Source organism: Vibrio lentus (genome assembly GCF_002875945.1).
Lineage (GTDB): Bacteria > Pseudomonadota > Gammaproteobacteria > Enterobacterales > Vibrionaceae > Vibrio > Vibrio apostichopi.
On record NZ_MCZK01000118.1, the window covers coordinates 36,070 to 55,381 of the forward strand.

Sequence of the window (19,312 nt, forward strand, 5' to 3'; positions counted from 1 at the left end):
GTTTATAGAGGCTTGATGACTTATTGATTGATCGATTGGTTGATTGATGACTGGTTGAGCTTTAATTGTTTGTAGAACTTAAATACTCCGCAATAAAATCGATAAATACTCGAATTCGTTGGGGCAAATAATCACTTGCATGATACACCGCGTACATAGGCAAGTAGTCATTGCTCCAATCTTCTAATAACGGCGTTAATTCCCCAGTCTCTACAAATTCTTTACCCATCCAATCCGGTAAAGCAACCACACCTAAACCTTGTCTAGCCATCTTAAGTAACATTCCTGGACTGTCTGAGGTTAAAATTTGGTTTACTTTTACGCTGGTGCTTTGGCGATCTTTGTCGGTGAAACGCCATTCGTTTGCAGGGTTCATCAGAGAATAAGTTAAGCACTATGCTGGCTAAGATCTTGCGGATGTTTAAGTTTTCCGTGATTTTTTAAGTAATCGAGCGAAGCAAAGTACTGAACTTTATTGTTGAAAAGAAAACGAGCTTTTAACCCTGAATCTTCAAGTCGTGATGCTCGAATGGCGACATCTATATTGTGCTCATTAAGGTTAACAATGCGATCGTCGACACTGAGGTTAATGCGGATACCTGGGTGCTGTTCAATGAAAGCTTGAAGTGGCTCACTGAGTAACATCGATGAAAAGGCACTTGGCGCAGATATCTTGAGCTCGCCTTCTACGGATTCTGTCTCACGCTTGAGCCTGCTTTCTATGGCAGACATCTCTTCGAGTAAACGAGAGCAATATTCTAGGTAGTCTTTTCCTACATGAGTGAGCGATATCTTGCGGCTGTTTCGTTGAAACAGAGTCATCCCTAAGTCACTTTCTAACCATGCGATCTTCTTACTAACCGCACCTTGTGTCATGTTTAACTTATTGGCGGTTGCGGTGAAGCTGTTAAGTTGCGCAGTTTCCACAAAGATACGAATACACTCAATCTTATCCATCCTACCCACCTTATGTTTATCTATTCCAGTTTGGAATCTTAACTATCATTAAATTAGCATTTATCATCTTAATTATGAATGATTAAATGGTCTCATTGACGCATGATTATTAAGAAAGGTGATGAAATGAGTACAGTAATAAGCATATTAATGGTGTTGTTTTTTTTGTTAGCGAGTTCAATTAAGACGCTTGGTTGGCAAAAGAAGGTCTTTGAAATCCAGCTTGGTTTCTTCAAAAGCTATGGCTTGAATCGAATGATGATGTTTCTGGTTGGGTTAGTCGAGTTTACTGGGGCTGTTCTTTTGATTTTAGCCTTGTGTGGTGTGTCCTCAGAACAGACTCAATTGATGGGTGGTGCAATATTGGGTGCGACTTCGATAGGGGCGCTTTATTTCCACTTCCGCTTTGATACTTGGAAAGATGGTATTCCCGCGATGGTCACTTTGTTGTGTTCAAGCTTTTTAGTATTAGATTTCTGGTACTAGTGTTTTGGTTTTCAGTCGAAGCTCGAGGGGTGAAAGCTTACTTGCAGGATATTCGAGAAGAGTAGGGCTCGAAAGCCCCACGCTAAAGATTGGGATTAAAACTCTGACGGCACCTCAAACTCGACCCACTTGCCTGTGGTCGGGTGAATCAGTTTTAGGTAGCCCGCATGAAGGTGCAGACGTTCACGTTTGTAGCCATAAAGGTCATCACCACGGATTGGGATACCAAGGCCTGACGGGTGAGCGCAATGTACGCGTAGCTGATGGGTGCGGCCTGTTTTTGGATACAAGTGAAACTTAGTCTTGCCATTGTTGGTGCTGACCGCTTCCCAATGAGTTTCTGCATTACGTCCATGTTCATGGCAAACCAATTGTCTTGGTCTGTCTGTTATGTCGCCGCGTAAGGGCAAGCTTATATCGCCAGATTCACCGTGGATTTCACCATCAAGCAGAGCGGTGTAACGCTTCTCTACGGTTCTCTCTATGAATTGCTTCTGAATGTGTTTATTGGACTCTGCGGTCAGTGCCAAAATTAACAATCCAGACGTCGACATATCTAACCTATGGATAATCAAAGGGCCTGTTGCATCGGGGTAACGTGCTTTAATACGTGTATAAACCGAATCTTCGATGAACTTGCCAGGAACCGACAAGAACTCTTCAGGTTTATTCACCACCACGATCTGGTCATCTTCATAGACAATATCAAACGATTTGCCAACCGCAGGGTTCACGATAAGCGGGTTATCTTCTAACTCGATACCATTTAGCTGGTGGTCGAGGATCTCGAAGCTTTTGCTTTGGCAAACAGGGTATAGGTTTCCGTGCTGGCGGATCACCGCCGTTGGTGGTAATCCCCACCAAAACTCAGATAAAGCTAATGGATTAAACCCGTGTTTAAAAGCAAAGTTAAGCAGCTTAGGCAGGCAACAGTCCCCTGAGCCTTCAAATGCGTCTTTGCCATCTAACAATTCAAGTAGGCTCTTTGATTCGAGAGCTTGGTTGATAAAGCGATAATGAGACAAACGCTGCGTTTCTAATTCGGCTGAGATCACTTGGTATTCTTGCTTGCGGCTTTTGAGTTCACTTTCAATGGCGTCAACTTGCGACTGGCGTTCTGCGATCTTTTGTTTCCACTCGATACGGAGCGCTTTTAGGTCGCGATTTTCTTGGCTGCTTTGGTTGCCTAACTGTTTAAGCAGGTCAGCGGCTGAATCAAGATTCCCCAACGCTTTCTCTTGATTGGCTTTTTCTCTTAGAACCGTACGTTCTGCCTTGTTGGCCGCCATTGCAAGTTGAAATGTTTCAACTGCTTTGCTCGCATCGTTTTTGAGTTCATTTAGGCTTGATGTTAGTTCATCTAGATTATGAGTTTGTTCTAGGTTCGTAATCTCATCAACCAAAGCAGTTTGCTGGGCTAAGCCTTGCGTGTTTTGGACTTGAAACTGTTGCCCATCAAAAGCAGAAGGCACAAAGTCGATGTCTATTAGCTGAGAGGCTAGTGAAGAATCTAACTGCAAACCTGAAAATGCAGAAAGGTAGCCTAGCTCTTGAGTTGTTGGATTCTGAACAAGAAGTACGGCATAGAGGTTGCCTTGCGAGGTTTCATTCACACCACAGTCGAGTAATGACTGTTGAAGCTGCTGCATTGCTAACTCACACATTGGGTGCGGAGTATAGTAATACGGAAACGTAAACCGAGTGGGTAGCGATAAGTCTTGGTTCGCTAGTTGGTTTAAAGCGTGCAGTGATGTGTATTGAGCAAGGTTTGCTGACATGAAAATCAAACTCTATGGCTGTTCAGTTAGAGTTCGGTATTGTTGTCGAAATGAAGGCAAATGAGAAGCCAAAGCGAAAGATAAATCGGCTTTGGCTTCATTTAGTGGCTCGTACTTATCCTAAAGACGCACGAGCTTGATTGAAACTCGATCAGTTCGAGTGGTCTAGCTCAAGTTGCTCGGCTTTTTGGTAAGCAGGGTGACTCGTTAAAAGATCACCGTATTTAGCAATGTTAGGGTAGAGAGCGGTTGCACCAAAGTTACCCACGATTTCTACGATGAACGACATCATGAAATCGGCACCCGTCAGAGTATCAGCAACAAGGTAAGTTTTACCTTCAAGCGCTTCGTTGACAAAGGTTAGAACCTTTTGGTTTTCATCGTCAGCGTAGCCGCCAAGGAAATTAGTTTCGCAACCGTCTTTCATCACAAAGATTTTAAGCAGCATTGGCAAAATGCCAGAGCTTTCAGCGAAGTGAAGCCACTGTGAATATTCTACATAGTCAGCTGTACCACGCACGGGGGCGAACTTACCTTGACCGTATTTGTCGATTAGATACTCGGTGATAGCACCAGACTCGCTGATCACAACGCCATCGTCTTCAATGACCGGAGATTTACCAAGAGGGTGAACGGACTTCAATTCTGGTGGTGCTAAAAACGTTACACTGTCTCGTTGGTACGGTTTGATTTGGTAATTAACCCCAAGTTCTTCCAGTAGCCAGATGATACGTTTTGAACGCGATTTGTTTAGGTGATGCAAAGTAATCATGATTCTGCCTATTTTATGTTTCAGCTGATTGAGCTATTTTGCTTCGTTAGTTTTGATAACAAGCTTACCGAAGTTTTGACCTTCTAATAGACCCATGAAAGCTTGTGGTGCTTCGTCTAGACCGTCAATCAAGTGCTCACGGTAATGCATCTTGCCTTGAGACAACCATTCTGTCATTTGAACAGCAAACTCGTTGTAACGGTGTGCGTAGTCATCAAAGATAATGAAACCTTGCATCTTAATACGCTTGACCAGAAGAGTACCCATAAGGCTAGACATACGATCTGGGCCTTCAGGAAGTGATGTTGCATTGTACTGAGAGATAAGGCCACATACAGGAATACGAGCACCTGTGTTAAGCAGAGGCATTACTGCGTCGAAGACCTTGCCGCCAACGTTTTCAAAGTAAACGTCGATGCCGTTGTCACACGCTTTAGCCAGCTGTTCTGCGAAATCATCCGCTTTGTGGTCGATACATTCATCAAAGCCAAGTACCTCTTTTGCGTACTGACACTTCTCTTGACCGCCTGCAACGCCAATTACTCGACAGCCCTTTAGCTTACCGATTTGACCAACAGTTGCGCCTACTGGGCCTGTTGCTGCTGCTACAACTAACGTGTCGCCTTCTTTCGGTTGACCGATATCCAGCAAGCCCATGTATGCGGTAAAGCCTGGCATACCCATGATGCCAAGTGCGTACGAAGGGTGAGTTGGCTGTTTACCCAGTTTGATAAGGCCTTCACCGTTAGACACACCAAGATCTTGCCAACCTGTGTAAGCCAGTACCCATTCACCAACTTCAAAATCGCTGTTGTTTGACGCTTCAACCTGACAAACGGTTGCACCTACCATCACTTCATCGATAGCGACTGGGTCAGCGTAAGATTTTGCATCGCTCATTCGGCCACGCATGTAAGGGTCGAGAGAAAGGTAAACCGAGCGAAGTAGCATCTCGCCATCTTTAATCGTTGGCGCTGCTACGGCTTCTAAGCGGAAGTTATCTTGAGTCGGTGCGCCAACTGGGCGAGAAGCCAGCACGATGCGGCGATTGTCTTGTTGAGTCATTGGATGTCCTTAATTTTATATTATGTTTATTTAGAATTAGACCAGTCGTCTAGTCTTGTTGTCTAAAAATCCCGCCGTCATCAAATTGATAAGAGGGCGGGTGATTTCTTTTAAGCTAAAGCAATTCAAAGCAAGAAAAAGCGAATAAGGCGCAGTGTGCGTTAGTGGCTTTCACCCTTTAAAATTTGTTCGGTAAGAGATAGCGCTGATTCTAAGCTATGTGAACTTTGGCTTAGCTTGCTCAACAAACTCGCGCCCAACCACATTGAATATAGGTTCTGAGCGGCTTGTTGGCTGTCTTTAACCTTGATGGAACCATCTTCAATACCGCCAGCAATACAGTGTTGTATCGTAGAGGTCACTTTCTCAGCCCCTTTTAGTAATGCTTGACGCATAGGATCAGAAAGATCAGAGACTTCAGCGCTGAGCTTAACCACTAAGCATTTATGAGCGTTACATGTGCCGTTTTCAATCTGTGCCCATCGAGAGAAATAACCGATGATTCTTTGGTAATGGTTGCCTTCACCATGAACTAAAAGGGTTTCAACGCGGTTGATGTAATTCTCAAAATAGTGCTGGATCAGAGCCTCGCCAAATTGCTCTTTCGATTTAAAGTAGTGGTAAAACGACCCTTTCGGGACGTCCGCTTCTTTAAGCAATTGCGATAAGCCAACGCCCGTAAAGCCGTTGTTCACTATTAATTGGTAGCCAACATCTAAAACATGTAGGCGTGTGTCATTCGTTTTTTCGTTCATGGGCAGTACTATAATTTAAATTAGACCAGTCGTCTAGTGATTGGTTTTTGGCTTGTTTGATCTTGGGTTTTGGCTGATTTGATCTTGGTTTGTGAATCATTTCACGACCAGTTGCTTAGAAACATCAAAAATCAAACAACACCAAAACAAACAGTTACGCATAAAAAAGCCCCAACATGGTAAGCATGTCGGGGCTTAAATCAAGGATCTCGTTTGTTTTATAGCGATGAGATTATTTGATAGAGATTAACTCAACATCAAAAATCAGTGTCGCTGCTGGTGGGATAGGGCCTGAACCGCCTTTACCGTAAGCCAATGTGCTTGGGATAAATAGACGAACTTTTTGGCCTTCAACCATGTAAGTTAAACCTTCCTGCCAGCCTTTGATTACTTGCTTAAGAGCAAATGAAATCGGCTCGCCACGTTCAACAGAGCTATCGAATACTGTGCCATCAAGTAAAGTACCGTGGTAATGAACCGTTACTTTGCTGTTCTTTGTTGGGTGTTCTGTACCAGTACCTTCTTCAAGAACTAGGTATTGAAGACCACTTTCAGTCGTTACAACACCTTCTTTAGTGCCGTTCTCGATAAGGAACTGTTGGCCTTGCTCGAAGTTTTCGTCACCAGATTTATGATTCATCCAAGTACGGTAGATCATGAAACCAGCCAAGATGAAGACAATGACCGGGATGATAAATTTAGACATAGTAAAACCTATTTATTGTTGATTCTTTATAGAGAAAAGCCGTTACGGCTGAGTCAAAAGGTAGTTGATTGTTTTCGCGATACCTTGAACATCTTGGTGGCCTGCAGTTAGGACTTGGTACTTACCATTGATGATAAAAGTCGGTACTGAGTTGATTTGGCCTTTCACAGAGATCTCTTCTGCTTTCTTGATAAAGTCAAAAAGCGCAACTTGCTGTTCTTTGTTCAGTTGGTATGGGCTCACCAGACCGTGAGAAGTGAACGCAGTCTCTAGAGCCTGTTGACGTTGTTCAGGAGTCGCATCTGCACCCATTTGAACCGCACCGAATAGATCATCCATGAATGCGAGGTCAGGTGTAGCGTCAAGTTGCATTACCGCTGTGTAGTAGATCATCGCGCTGATTTGAGCGCTTTCGTTGAAAGTCACATGAACTTTGCCAATCTTTTGGTCAGTCAGTGATTCAATCTCTGGAATTGCACTTTCCATTTGACGGCAGTGACCACAATTAAGAGAGAAGATTTCAGTGATCGGAGATAAGTTAAATTCAGTCAGAGCCGCTGGAAGTGCTTCATATTGAACACCTTGTTGTGGTTCATCCGTTTCACTACAGCCCGCGATAATAAGCACGGCAGCGATTGCTATAATGAATTTAGTAAATGGTTTAAACATAATGTTTGCTCTAGCGTTGAGAAGTCGTGAGATTCTAACTATTTAGTAAGAATTGGAAAACAATTATAAGGTAAATAAATGCAAACAGTTCGAACTAGCGGGTGACGACAGGCTAGTTGACGGTTAACTGTGATCAAAAGCACTTTTTTTGGATGTGTTTTTTTCGTCTAAAGTTTTTGTCTAAAGTTTTTCTCTCGGTGCCGATATAGACATTAGTGAATGGTTTATCTGCATGAGTGGTTGGTGAAGTAATGAGATATTTAGTAATAATGTTAAGCATAGCTTTGGCTGGGTGTGAAGCCACGTCACCAACTGATTTACTTGTCGGTGACATGCTAGAGACAGCACCACAAACCGACTACGACCTTATGCACCCAGAATGGGGCGTGGTTCAGACGACACATGTAGCAAGCAATCGCGGCTATTCGATGCAAAGCAATACTCGTCAGCAAACAACCATTACCACCAACTACGGTCGTGGCGTTTCAACCAATGATCCGCTAGAAGTTTTCCTAAGACAAAACCGTATCGATTTTGAAGTTCTGCCGGGTAACCATGTGATGGTTAAGCTTGAGCAACATGTGAACTTTAAAACAGGATCGGCATTCCCGGAACCGGCTTACAATCAATGGTTAGATACGTTGGGCAGTTATCTTTCTCAGCGCCAAGATATCGATGTTGTGATTGAAGGTCACACTGACAATACAGGTTCTGATCGAATCAATGATCCTCTATCAGAGCAGCGTGCAAAGGAAGTGAAAGCTCGATTAGAGAGTAACTATGTTTCTAGCCGTTCTATCTATACTCGTGGCTTCGGTGAATATGTCCCTGCGTGTACCAATGCGTCTCTACAAGGTAAAGCATGTAATCGTCGTGTTGAACTCATGCTGATTGTGGCTAAATAACAGTTGGTGCTTGTGCTCTAGTTTTGACAGTAAAAGCAGATAGAGCAAGTTGTATAGATAACAGACATAAAAAATCCCTCACATAAGAGGGATTTTTTGTATCTGACTTTCGCTGAGCTATATCAGAATCAGCTTATGCGAATTGCTTTTCTAGGTAAGTGACGATGTCTGAAGACTCGTACATCCATTCCGTTTTGCCGTCTTTTTCAATACGTAGGCAAGGCACTTTCACACGACCGCCGCCAGCTTCAAGCTCTGCACGGTGCTGTTCGTTGTTTTTTGCATCACGAAGTTCAAACTGAACCGATTGACGTTTCATCGCGCGGCGCACTTTTACACAAAATGGGCACGCTTCGAATTGGTATAACGTGTGCGTTTTTGCTTGCTCATTTACTTGGCTTTGTTCTTCTTGAGAACGTTTCACACCACGAGGGCTGAAAACAAAATTCAATAGCAAAATGACGCGACCTAAGAACCAACGGATAAACTTCATAACTCTCTCTACATATTTAAAATTAGCGTTACAATTTGCAGCATTATATACACAAGTTTTGTCAGATGCTCGCAACAAACCGCTAATATCTATTTTGTCCGTTCGATCGTGTGAGACTTAGCCACATTTAACCCCAAACGTTTTGATAGTCGGGTCAGGTTTGCGCGGTCTGTTTTCAGAATTCGTCCTGCTTGTGCCCAGTTAAAGTTCGCATCTTCCAACACTTCAGTGATTATCGTACGCTGGAAATCGTCCGTTGCACCACGTAAACCTGCAGTCAGGTCAATGGTTGGGGTTGATAACGGCGTGGTTTTCACTTGTGTCGTTGCGATAGGCTGATCTTGGTCGAGAGGACCACAATCTTCCTTAGTAATAGTTACGAGGTTTTTGTTGGTGCTACGAGCCAGCGCTTTGAGTGCTGAACGGCTGATTACATGTTCAAGCTCACGTACGTTACCTGGCCAGCCATAACGGTTCAGGAATACAAGCACATCAGAACGGAACTTAACTTGGTTGATACCAAGCTTACGGCGAGCCTGTTCAAGGAAGAAACCTGCTAGCAAGCTGATGTCGTCACCACGATCTTTAAGCGCAGGCACCGCGATAGGGTAAACACTGAGTCGGTGATACAAGTCGGCTCTGAATCGGCCATCTTCGACTTCTTGCTTTAAATCTCGGTTGGTCGCAGCCAATACACGAACATCAATGGTTTGAATGTTGTCTTGACCTACTGGTTGGATTTCGTTGTTTTGTAGTGCACGTAGCAGCTTACTTTGTGCCGCTAAAGGCAGTTCACCGATTTCATCTAGGAACAGGGTGCCGCCGTCTGCTAAAGCAAATTTACCAAGACGATTTTTATCTGCGCCAGTAAATGCACCGCGAACGTGACCGAAGAGTTCACTTTCTACTAAGTTTTCAGGAATCGCTGCGCAGTTAACATACACAAGCGGGTTACGCTTACGCTGTGATTGATGATGCAGAGTACGAGCCACTAACTCTTTACCTACACCCGTATCACCATGAATCAGGATATTGAATTCTGAAGGCGCGACAATCGCAATGTCATTCTTAAGCGCAACCATGGTATCGCTTTTACCGATCAGTTCGCCGCCATCGCGTTCCCACGCCTCAACGTTTAACTCTTCTAACAGTTGCTTTGATTGTTTTGCTTGATGCTCTAATTGCGAGAACGTCAGCGCCATCTGCATGGTTGAAGCTGCAATGGCTGCCAGTACTTCGAGATTACGGGCGGGTATATTCGCAAAGACATCTGGCTTTAGGCTGTCTAATGTCAGGATCCCCAGTAGCTTCTCACCAAATAACAGTGGAAGACCCATACAAGCGTGCATCGGTAGATCGCCGTCGTGGTCAATAAGCAAACCATCGAAAGGATCGGGTAGGGAACTGTCTGAATCAAAACGAACAGGAGAACGAGACGCGCAGATCTCTTCAAAGCGAGGGTGCTCTGAAATGATAAAGCGACGACCGAATGTATCTCGACTGAGCCCTTGCATTGCGATGGGTACTAGCGTGTCGCCTTGAAGGCTTAAAAGCGCGACACAATCACACGTGATGGTTTTGCGAATAGCATCGATTAAGCGATTGAAACGATCTTGATCGTTCACACCGCTAGCGAGACCGATGGTCATTTCCATAAGAGTGGATGCTGAGATATCTTGCATAAAGGGCTCATACTGTTTGTATTTTTATACATGGTAGAGTCTTTATGACACAAAAAAAAGGTCTTTTTGACTAAAGTTTGAAGTGAATTTTCGAAAGGATGCCAGACACAGCAAGCTTTCGCATGTTGGCATCGTTTGTGCAATGTGTCCATTACGTGTTGTCTATATGACTGAATATCTGACCTATTGTTGATTTGAATCAATTAATGCAAATTTATCAGTCCACGTGATTCTCATAACAAAATGTAGCCATAGAGCTCATTGAGAAAGAATTGGTATAAAGTCACCTTTAAATAAAACTAGTCAAATTGACATCAACGGTCAAAAGACTAAGTGTTCGGAGTAAATCAATGCTAAACAATCTACATATCAACATCATCAAATCGACGATTCCTCTTTTAGAAAGCGCAGGCCCTGCTTTAACTCAACACTTCTATCAACGTATGTTTAAACATAACCCTGAGTTGAAAGATATCTTCAATATGACTCACCAAAGAACAGGTCGCCAAGGTGTGGCACTGTTTGAAGCTATTGCGGCTTATGCAAAGAACATCGAAAACCTAGCGGCGCTAACCTCAGCGGTTGAGCGTATCGCACAGAAACACACAAGCTTTAACATTCAGCCAGAGCATTACCAAATTGTTGGTCTTCACCTGATTGAAACGCTACGTGAATTAGCGGCCGATGCGTTTACGCCAGAAGTAGAAGAAGCATGGACAGCGGCTTACCTGTTCTTAGCGCAAGTTTTCATCGACCGTGAAGCAGAGCTTTACCTACAGCGCAAGCAAGCTGTGGGTGGCTGGGAAGCGGCACGTACGTTTGTTATCGCAAACAAGATTGAAGAGTCAGCACTGGTTACTAGCTTCATCCTAGAGCCAAAAGATGGCGGTGAAGTTCTGGATTACACTCCAGGTCAATACATCGGTATTGAAGTAAAACCTGAAGGCGCGCAGTACAGCGAAATTCGTCAGTATTCACTGTCAGACAAGCCGAACGGAAAATACTACCGTATCTCTGTGAAGCGTGAAGGCCAAGGTCAAGAAACGCAAGGTGTTGTTTCTAACCACATGCACGATACCGTTGCTATCGGCGATGAAGTTAGCCTATACGCACCAGCGGGTGACTTTATGTATCAAGAGCGCAGCAAGCCAGTAACGCTTATCTCTGCGGGTGTTGGTGTAACGCCAATGCAGTCTATGCTTGAGTTCTTGAACAACGAACAGAAAAACGAACCGGTACTTTACCTTCACGCTTGTGAAAACGTAGGCCAACACTCTTTCACGACTCGTGTAAAAGACATTGTTGCCGACAAAGGTTGGTCAGCGAAAACGTGGTACATGAACAAAGACGAGTCTGCATGTGAGAACACACATGAAGGTAAAATGGATCTAGCGTCTATCTCTGATACTAATGGCTTTGAAGAGAGCGACTTCTACATCTGTGGTCCTGTTGGCTTTATGAAGAACATCGTAGAGCAGTTAGACGCACTTAAAGTGGATCGTTCACGCGTACATTACGAAGTATTTGGCCCACACGCTGACTTCTAAGATCTCCCAGCAGGTCTAGTAATACTCGCCTGATCGATTAACAACCTTGCCTATTCAAAGGTCTCACATTGTGAGACCTTTTTTCGTTTGGTTTATCCAGTGAGCGATAATTGGATATTGGAGTAGGGAACGATCAAGGTAAGATCTTTTGGCGTTCGATTTAAGAACGCTTAACCTTTTTGGACATGTAATCAGAATCAAAAAACTCAGGCCAGTACATTTTCACATAGCCGCCAGCGACCCAAATCACCAAGATAGTCGCGATGGTCAGCTCGAAGAAGCCAAACTTGTGTAGCCAGTACCATTGTGGGTACTCAGCACCGAAAAAGGTGGTTAAGCGATGCATGGCAATGGCGCTGATCACCGATGGGAAGGTAACAGCAGCAATGGAAGGTTGGAACTTTAAGCGCATCAAGCGGATGTAACATAAGTAAATCAGCAGGGTCATGGTGATGGCAATACCCGCTAAAGCACCCGTAAGAATAGGGTCTGGATTATCAAAGTTGACCAAGTAAGCGGCCAACGACAAGTTGACTGGTGCGGCCATGATCGCCAATGTTGGTCTTGCTCTACGAGGTAAATTCCCTTCAAAAACCAAACGGTACAGCACTACGGGAAGCATAAAGAAGTAGATACCAATACACGTCGCTGCCAGTGTTTCTGAAAAGACCGTGTGCCCAAACTGTGTGCCAGCCAATGAACTACTGATTAAGCCTACCGGATACAAAAACCAACTCGGAACGATGTTCGACATTTTGAAGTTGATGATCTGAAAACCGAAGAACAGCACCATCATAGTGAAATGCAGCAATAACGCGCAGAACCAAATTGGGTAGGCGATTATTGGCGATATCTCGGCGAGATAGTCACACAGAATCAATAACGCCATGCTCATCGGCGCCATTAAGCTTCCGCTTAGTGGATGGCGAATATCATTGATGAAGGTATTAAAGCTGGTGAGATAACGAAGTAAAACGGGCAGTAACAACAGCGCGCCAAAAGCAGCAAGGTAAGGGCGAATGATCTCACCAACCCCTGGGAGGTATAATGCCCAAGCTTGTCCTAGTCCAATTACACCAAGTGCTAAAGACGCCTGAGAAGGCGGCACATTTTTTACTTGGGTTAATCTTCTCCAGTTCAACGACTTGCTCCAGCTTAGTTATCTACAGTATGTAGGTGCTTATAGAATACGAGTGATAATAGAATTTTTGCTCTAGCTAGAGCGTATAGTTGTGCCATCAATAGATGTTGAGGACGTTCAACTAATTTTGAGTGGATGATACCAAGTTTAACGTTTGCTTTTTTGATTTTGATGCGGAATCGGGACATTAAGCACGTTGAATGTGTGCTTTTGTTTCATGAGTCATTTGTAATTAACGTACTTCCTCTTGCTGAGGGAGGTCTTGTTGTCTCAACTTCTCGTTTTTAAGTGTGCGGTTCAATAGTTGGCTGTAAATTGGCTGACCACCAAGCATTTGCGCAATGATCACTGCGCCCAAGCAAGTGATGATCAACGGCAGAATAAGGTAGTAGTTATTGGTCATTTCGATAACCAGTAATATACCTGTAATCGGCGCACGCACGGTTGCAGCGAATAACGCACCCATACCTGCAATCGCAAACATACCCGGTTCAATATTCAATTCAGGAAAGAATGCCGCAGCAATAAGCCCAAATGCGTAACCAAAGAGTGTGCCGAGTGCGAGCATTGGTGCAAAGATACCGCCGGGAGCACCAGAACCAAAACAAAGTAGAGTAGTCAGAACACGTCCTAGGAAGATCAACAACAATACGTTTGTGCTGTAACTGCCATTAGTGATGTTGGGGATAATACCAATACCGCCGCCAGTCAATTCGGGAATATAAAGAAGTAACAGGCCAAAGCAGCCACCGAGCAAGGTACCTGTGATTAAGTAGCGTTTGCGGTCGTTCTGGTGGATGGCCACAAACATGTCTTGGGAGAGTGTAATCAACTTATTGAAAATCACGCCAAACAGACCAAACAACACACCTAACAATAGGAACAACCAAAGCGCATCCAGTTCAGGTGGCTGGTATTGCGGCATGGTGATAACAGCAGACTGGCCGTTGATCGAACGAAACACAATGTTAGCTGAAACTGCAGATATGATGACGGCTTTGATTGAAATGAGCGAGTAGCGAAATTGTGGTCTCATTTCTTCAACAACAAACATGATCCCCGCGAGTGGTGCGTTGAACGCAGCCGCTAAACCACCAGCAGCACCTGAAGCAAGCAATGAGTGTCGAGTATCATCATCTTTTACTCTGAAGATGTCAGTCACCATACGACCGATACTGCCACCCATTTGAACGGTTGGCCCTTCGCGGCCTAAAACCATACCGGAGCCTAACGCACCCATACCGCCAAAGAATTTTACTGGTAATACTCTCCACCAACGAACAGGACGCATGCCATCCATCGCGCCTTCTATTTCAGGAATCCCTGATCCTGCAGCTTCTGGAGCAAAGCGATGCACGAGGAAATAACCGATAAAGGCAAATGCAGCACTGATAAGGAAGGCCGCAAGCCAAAGTGGTAAGTGGCTACCGATTTCATCTTTCAGCCAATCGGTACGAGTTTCTGTGATGAAATGAACCGCGACTTCGAAATAGGTGCCAACAACGCCAGCAAGTACACCAACAATGCAAGAAAGAACCAGAACTGAAGCTGGGGTCTTATCTCTTGAGAGAAATTGATTAATAGCATCCCTTGGCATTTTAGCTAATAGGGACTGCTTAATTTTCTCTCTTCTGGTCATTGAGATAAGGCTCCTGAATGGGTTGAGGTGGGACTTCAGTAAATTATACGCTTCCTCTGCATATCCTATAGCAGCAAAGATGCAAAGTTGAATTTCATTTATGGAATATACGTGTTACATAAATGGAATCTATGGGCAATAGTGGATCACCGTCACAATTTTGATCGATTCTCAGATGGCACCTTGAATATCCCCAAAAATGAACCATAGTTAAATCGTAAAGCAACATAACAAACCGCAAGGAGACGTGAGGTTTTACACACAATTTGGATGGATTCAGATATAAAGTTTTAGTTTCTCGTTAATTGTTCAGGTCGATATTTAAGGCTTCCTGATTCGCGAACTCACGATTGAGTAACGAGAGTGAGGCGTACTTCAAGTACGCCTTTAGTTCGTCTGGAGCATTCATTTTTCATCGTTACCCCCTTTCTAGTGACACTCATACAACTTCTGGCTTAAATCATTCTCCGTATAAACAAGCGATTGGGGTCAATTTCTCCGTGATTGTGTATATACTCCTTAAAAAAGGAGAACTGATATGACCAAAAAAGTTCCTACAAACATAATTACGGGTTTTCTAGGTGTCGGTAAGACGACCGCTATTTTGAACCTTTTGAAAAATAAACCTGAGAATGAAAACTGGGCTGTCCTGGTTAATGAGTTCGGTGAAATCGGTATTGATGGCGCATTAATGACAGACCAAGGTGCTTTGATTAAAGAAGTTCCGGGTGGCTGCATGTGTTGTACTGCTGGTGTTCCTATGTCGGTAGGTATTAATGCCTTACTGCGTCAGAAGCCGGATCGCTTATTGATTGAGCCAACAGGCCTTGGTCATCCAAAGCAGGTTATTGCGACGCTGACTTCAGAGCAATACACACCTTATGTAGACTTAAAAGCGACGTTAGGCTTGGTTGATCCAAGAAACCTATCGATTGAGAAATACACGTCTAATCAGAATTTTAATGATCAGCTAGACAGTGCTGATGTGATCTTGGGTACCAAAGTAGATTTGGTTCATTCTGAAGATATCGACGCATTCAATGATTGGGTGACCGACCAAACACCTGCAAAAGTGTTCCATAAACTGATTCACGATGGTGAAGTGCCATTGGAAGTGTTGGACATTGAAAGGGTACATGGCAGTGCTTCATCTCATATTGAATCACACCATCATGATCACGCTGAACAAGAACCTCAATTCCAACTTCCTCCAGGCGAAGCTTTTATCCGCAAAGAGAACAAAGGGCAGGGCTACTTTAGCTGTGGCTGGTTGTTTGGCGCTGAACACAAGTTTGATTTCGATGCGCTGTTCTCAATGTTGTCGGATCTGACGGCAGAGCGTGTAAAAGCAGTGGTAAACACCGATCAAGGTTGCTACGCGTTCAACGTGGCGAATCAAGTCGTGTCAGTGAATGAAATTTCCCTTGATGGCTTCGAATCTCGACTGGAAGTGATCGACTCGCAGTTAATGCCTTGGGGCGATCTAGAACAGATTCTACTCAAGCTGTGTGGTATCAAATAGCTCTGTTTTGGTTGTTTGAACCGATGATCTTGGTGTTTACTTCGTTGAAGGCGCGGTAAACACCAGATTAAATGAGAAAGTTTGCGTTATATCACGATAAATGTGAGATAAATCACTCTAATTACTTTATAGTGCTCGGCTGAAATAAGAATGTAGGCTGTCTGCTTAAGGAACCCGTAACAATGTCATTTTCCTCTCAAGGTTTTGCTCCTGAATTAGTCAAAGCGTTGACTGAGTGTGGTTATGAGAAACTCACACCAATTCAACAAAAAGCGATTCCAATGGCTCGTAAAGGCCATGATATTTTTGCTACTGCTCAAACCGGTACGGGTAAAACAGCGGCATTCTCATTGCCTGTTATCCAACACCTTTTGAACAGCGGTAAAAAAGCGTCTAGAGGAACGGCTCGCGGCCTTATTCTTGCTCCGACTCGTGAGCTCGCTGCGCAGATCGCTCAAAACATCAAAGACTACGTTAAATACACTGAACTAAGCGTTTCAGCGGTTTACGGTGGTAACAAGATGTCTTCACAAGTTCGTCAACTAGAACTGGGTGTTGATATTTTGGTTGCAACACCAGGCCGTTTAGAAGAGCACTTAGAAGCGGGTAACGTGTCTATTGCTAACCTAGAATTCCTAGTATTCGATGAAGCTGACCGTATCCTTGATATGGGCTTCATCAATGCCGTTCGTAAGATCATGCTGGATGTGGAAACTTCTCCACAAATCATGATGTTCTCTGCGACGACTTCAACTCAGTTAAACCAACTGTCTGTTGATATTCTGCGTAAACCAAAACGTATCAGTGTTGAGCGCGAAAACTCAACGGCTGCTACGGTAGGCCACGTGGTGTACCCAGTTGATCAAGAGCGTAAAACAGAGCTACTTTCTGAGTTGATCGGTCGTAAAAACTGGCGTCAGGTTCTTGTGTTCGTGAACTACAAAGAAACAGCGAACGATGTAGTTAAAGAGCTTAAGCTTGACGGCATTAAAGCGGTACTTTGTCACGGTGATAAAGCGCAAAGCGCACGTCGTCGTGCATTGGATGACTTCAAAGAAGGCAGAGCTCGTGTAATGGTTGCAACTGACGTTGCGGCTCGTGGTCTTGATATCGAAGATTTGCCACACGTAATCAACTACGACATGCCTTTCCTTGCGGAAGATTATGTTCACCGTATTGGCCGTACAGGCCGTGCTGGTAAACAAGGCCACGCGATTTCTTTCGTTAACCGCGAAGAAGAGCTGACAGTTGTTCAAGTTGAAAAACTGATTCAACAGCGCATTCGTCGTGTTGAACAGCCGGGTTATGAGCCGAAGAAACGTGATGCTTACATTGAGAAGCTGAACACTAAATCGGCTTACAAGAACCGTCAGGGTCGTAAGAACAACGCAAACGAAGAAAAACCCGATCAAGCAAGCGCTGAACGTCGTTTAACTATGATGAAGCGAATTCAAAACCGTCGTAAGTAATTACAGTCGGTGATCGAAAAGAGCCACTGTTATGTGGCTCTTTTTGGTTGTGCTGTTTGTGTTTAGGATTCAATACTATTTTGTCTCAACATAAACTCGTGGTAATAAGATGAGTTGGTATAAGAATTCGTCACTATAAAGCGTGGTCACTGCATAGTTGGGTTCTTACAAGGTTTAGTTATTAAAAAGCTTAGTTCTTACAAAGTTCAGCCACGATACAGCTTCGCTCAAGAACCGCTGTAGAAACAACGGTCATCAAATAAAAATAAGTCGATAAGGTAATAATATGGATAGCGCGCTGCTTTGGGCTTTTATTCCAACGTTCTTCTTTGTGTCAATCACGCCTGGTATGTGTATGACCTTGGCTTTGACGTTGGGTATGAGTATTGGCTATAAGCGAACATTATGGATGATGATTGGTGAACTTGCGGGTGTAGCTGTTGTGTCAGTTGCCGCTGTATTGGGCATTGCGTCAATCATGCTTAATTACCCGTGGTTGTTTACTGGGTTTAAATTTATTGGCGCAGGTTACTTGTTCTACTTGGGTGTTCAAATGTGGCGTTCAAGAGGCAAGCTAGCGATCAGCACTGATAACCAAACAACAAAAGTCAGCAACGATTGGGATTTGGTGGTTCAAGGCTTTGTTACTGCGATCGCTAATCCGAAAGGGTGGGCATTTATGGTTTCGTTACTGCCTCCTTTTATCAATAGCAATATCGACTTAGCGCCTCAGTTATTCATCCTTGTGTCTATCATCCTTGTCTCTGAGTTTGTTTGTATGACTCTTTACGCGACAGGCGGTAAGAGTCTTAAGCACATGCTCGGTAAGGCAGACAATGTGAAGTTGATGAACCGTATTGCTGGTACATTGATGATGGGTGTTGGTGTGTGGTTATTTCTAACCTAAAACTCCTCTTAGCGAGTTCTGCCTGAGTGATTACTACTCAGGCAGCTCACCTTTCTCCTTAAACCTAGCTAGAACCACATCATTCTTAACAGCTATTGTGTAGATCTCATTCCATACTTCCATATAATCATCTTTTCCCTGCACCAGTAAGAATTGAGAGTACAATTCTTCAGTGTTGCCTACGTATGGTTTGAGTATATCTATCTGAGCTAGGGTCGCTGCCCTTATAGAATGGGAACTAATATCTCTTGAAGCACTAGGTAACATCCCAACGGTGAAGCCAAGAATTACCCCATAGAAAGCTGAAACTAAGAAACCGTCTGCCTTATGATTCTTTAACATAGACCTCATAACTGCAAACATTATGAATAAAATGAGTATTAGTATCAGTCCCATCATGTGAATATTTAGACTAAGAAGGTCAATATGCACATTTGCTGATCGAGCATAAAGCTCATCTGAAAACGTACTAGATAGGCTTGAGCCAATAGCCACTATTGTATTAATGAGCCAGTACCATGCGGGTATCACATACTCAGGAGCAATAATGAGTGCTATCGTACATACTCCCCCTGTAATAAAGCTTTTGATCTTACTCTTTTTCTCTACAGAGATATCCATAACTACCCGTTTTCTAAGAACTTTATTGGTTAACTGCCAGTATAAGACAACTTTCATAATTGTTCAGTAATTAAGTCTGTAGTGTTGCGATAGATCAGGTTATAAGACCCCATACAAAAAGAGCGATAGGGCATTTGGCCTTATCGCTCTTTTTGATTTTATTTAGTTAGATAACTGACATGTTGCTGATCTCAGCTA

The 19,312-nt window shown here is 43.8% G+C and carries 17 protein-coding genes and 1 pseudogene; 6 read left to right on the forward strand and 12 right to left on the reverse strand.

Annotated features, from left to right (window positions below):
• Positions 1-61: 61 nt before the first annotated feature.
• Positions 62-957: pseudogene (locus BCT49_RS13005) on the reverse strand (LysR family transcriptional regulator).
• Between the two features lie 102 nt (positions 958-1,059).
• Between BCT49_RS13005 and BCT49_RS13010 the strand changes: the two are divergent.
• A complete protein-coding gene (locus BCT49_RS13010; RefSeq protein WP_102435695.1) occupies positions 1,060-1,443 on the forward strand; it encodes a DoxX family protein in 384 nt (127 codons plus the stop codon).
• A gap of 95 nt (positions 1,444-1,538) precedes the next feature.
• On the opposite strand, the gene BCT49_RS13015 is transcribed toward BCT49_RS13010, so the two are convergent.
• From BCT49_RS13015 to BCT49_RS13040, 6 genes are all read right to left on the reverse strand, one after another.
• Positions 1,539-3,221 carry an RluA family pseudouridine synthase gene (locus BCT49_RS13015; RefSeq protein WP_102435697.1) on the reverse strand — a complete coding sequence of 561 codons (1,683 nt, stop codon included), beginning with the start codon at positions 3,219-3,221 and terminating at the stop codon, positions 1,539-1,541.
• Positions 3,222-3,372: 151 nt separating this feature from the next.
• Positions 3,373-3,993 carry a glutathione S-transferase family protein gene (locus BCT49_RS13020; RefSeq protein WP_102435699.1) on the reverse strand — a complete coding sequence of 207 codons (621 nt, stop codon included), beginning with the start codon at positions 3,991-3,993 and terminating at the stop codon, positions 3,373-3,375.
• Between the two features lie 33 nt (positions 3,994-4,026).
• The gene (locus tag BCT49_RS13025; protein WP_102435701.1) at positions 4,027-5,058 is read right to left on the reverse strand and encodes an NADP-dependent oxidoreductase; all 1,032 of its coding nucleotides are present in this window, start codon (positions 5,056-5,058) and stop codon (positions 4,027-4,029) included.
• Positions 5,059-5,219: 161 nt separating this feature from the next.
• Positions 5,220-5,813: a TetR/AcrR family transcriptional regulator gene (locus BCT49_RS13030; RefSeq protein ID WP_102435703.1), complete on the reverse strand. Its 594-nt coding sequence runs from the start codon at positions 5,811-5,813 to the stop codon at positions 5,220-5,222.
• Between the two features lie 232 nt (positions 5,814-6,045).
• Positions 6,046-6,519, reverse strand: coding sequence for an FKBP-type peptidyl-prolyl cis-trans isomerase (locus tag BCT49_RS13035; protein WP_102435705.1), 474 nt, complete (start codon positions 6,517-6,519; stop codon positions 6,046-6,048).
• A gap of 42 nt (positions 6,520-6,561) precedes the next feature.
• Positions 6,562-7,188: a thioredoxin domain-containing protein gene (locus BCT49_RS13040; protein WP_102435707.1), complete on the reverse strand. Its 627-nt coding sequence runs from the start codon at positions 7,186-7,188 to the stop codon at positions 6,562-6,564.
• Positions 7,189-7,457: 269 nt separating this feature from the next.
• On the opposite strand from BCT49_RS13040, the gene BCT49_RS13050 reads away from it, so the two are divergent.
• Complete coding sequence (locus tag BCT49_RS13050; RefSeq protein ID WP_102435709.1) at positions 7,458-8,093, forward strand: OmpA family protein; 636 nt, start codon at positions 7,458-7,460, stop codon at positions 8,091-8,093.
• Between the two features lie 133 nt (positions 8,094-8,226).
• On the opposite strand, the gene BCT49_RS13055 is transcribed toward BCT49_RS13050, so the two are convergent.
• Both BCT49_RS13055 and norR read right to left on the reverse strand, forming a co-directional pair.
• Complete coding sequence (locus BCT49_RS13055; protein WP_029223355.1) at positions 8,227-8,586, reverse strand: glutaredoxin family protein; 360 nt, start codon at positions 8,584-8,586, stop codon at positions 8,227-8,229.
• Between the two features lie 89 nt (positions 8,587-8,675).
• Entirely contained in the window at positions 8,676-10,268 is a 1,593-nt protein-coding gene (norR, locus tag BCT49_RS13060) for a nitric oxide reductase transcriptional regulator NorR (RefSeq protein WP_102435711.1), read from the reverse strand.
• 350 nt (positions 10,269-10,618) lie between these two features.
• Between norR and hmpA the strand changes: the two genes are divergently transcribed.
• A complete protein-coding gene (gene hmpA / locus BCT49_RS13065) occupies positions 10,619-11,815 on the forward strand; it encodes an NO-inducible flavohemoprotein (RefSeq protein WP_102435713.1) in 1,197 nt (398 codons plus the stop codon).
• A gap of 160 nt (positions 11,816-11,975) precedes the next feature.
• Here the strand turns inward: hmpA and BCT49_RS13070 are convergent, their stop codons facing one another.
• Both BCT49_RS13070 and clcA read right to left on the reverse strand, forming a co-directional pair.
• Positions 11,976-12,956 carry a TDT family transporter gene (locus BCT49_RS13070; protein ID WP_198594507.1) on the reverse strand — a complete coding sequence of 327 codons (981 nt, stop codon included), beginning with the start codon at positions 12,954-12,956 and terminating at the stop codon, positions 11,976-11,978.
• A 232-nt stretch (positions 12,957-13,188) separates the two neighbouring features.
• Positions 13,189-14,595: a H(+)/Cl(-) exchange transporter ClcA gene (gene clcA / locus BCT49_RS13075; RefSeq protein WP_102435717.1), complete on the reverse strand. Its 1,407-nt coding sequence runs from the start codon at positions 14,593-14,595 to the stop codon at positions 13,189-13,191.
• A gap of 538 nt (positions 14,596-15,133) precedes the next feature.
• Between clcA and BCT49_RS13080 the strand changes: the two genes are divergently transcribed.
• The 3 genes from BCT49_RS13080 (at position 15,134) to BCT49_RS13090 (ending at position 18,493) form a co-directional block, all read left to right on the forward strand.
• A complete protein-coding gene (locus BCT49_RS13080; protein WP_102435719.1) occupies positions 15,134-16,117 on the forward strand; it encodes a CobW family GTP-binding protein in 984 nt (327 codons plus the stop codon).
• Between the two features lie 182 nt (positions 16,118-16,299).
• Positions 16,300-17,586: a DEAD/DEAH box helicase gene (locus tag BCT49_RS13085; protein WP_017109515.1), complete on the forward strand. Its 1,287-nt coding sequence runs from the start codon at positions 16,300-16,302 to the stop codon at positions 17,584-17,586.
• 286 nt (positions 17,587-17,872) lie between these two features.
• Positions 17,873-18,493 carry a LysE family translocator gene (locus BCT49_RS13090; protein WP_102435721.1) on the forward strand — a complete coding sequence of 207 codons (621 nt, stop codon included), beginning with the start codon at positions 17,873-17,875 and terminating at the stop codon, positions 18,491-18,493.
• Positions 18,494-18,526: 33 nt separating this feature from the next.
• Here BCT49_RS13090 and BCT49_RS13095 read toward each other — a convergent pair whose 3' ends face one another.
• Positions 18,527-19,171, reverse strand: a complete 645-nt coding sequence (locus tag BCT49_RS13095; RefSeq protein ID WP_102435723.1) for a hypothetical protein — start codon at positions 19,169-19,171, stop codon at positions 18,527-18,529.
• Positions 19,172-19,312: the final 141 nt, after the last annotated feature.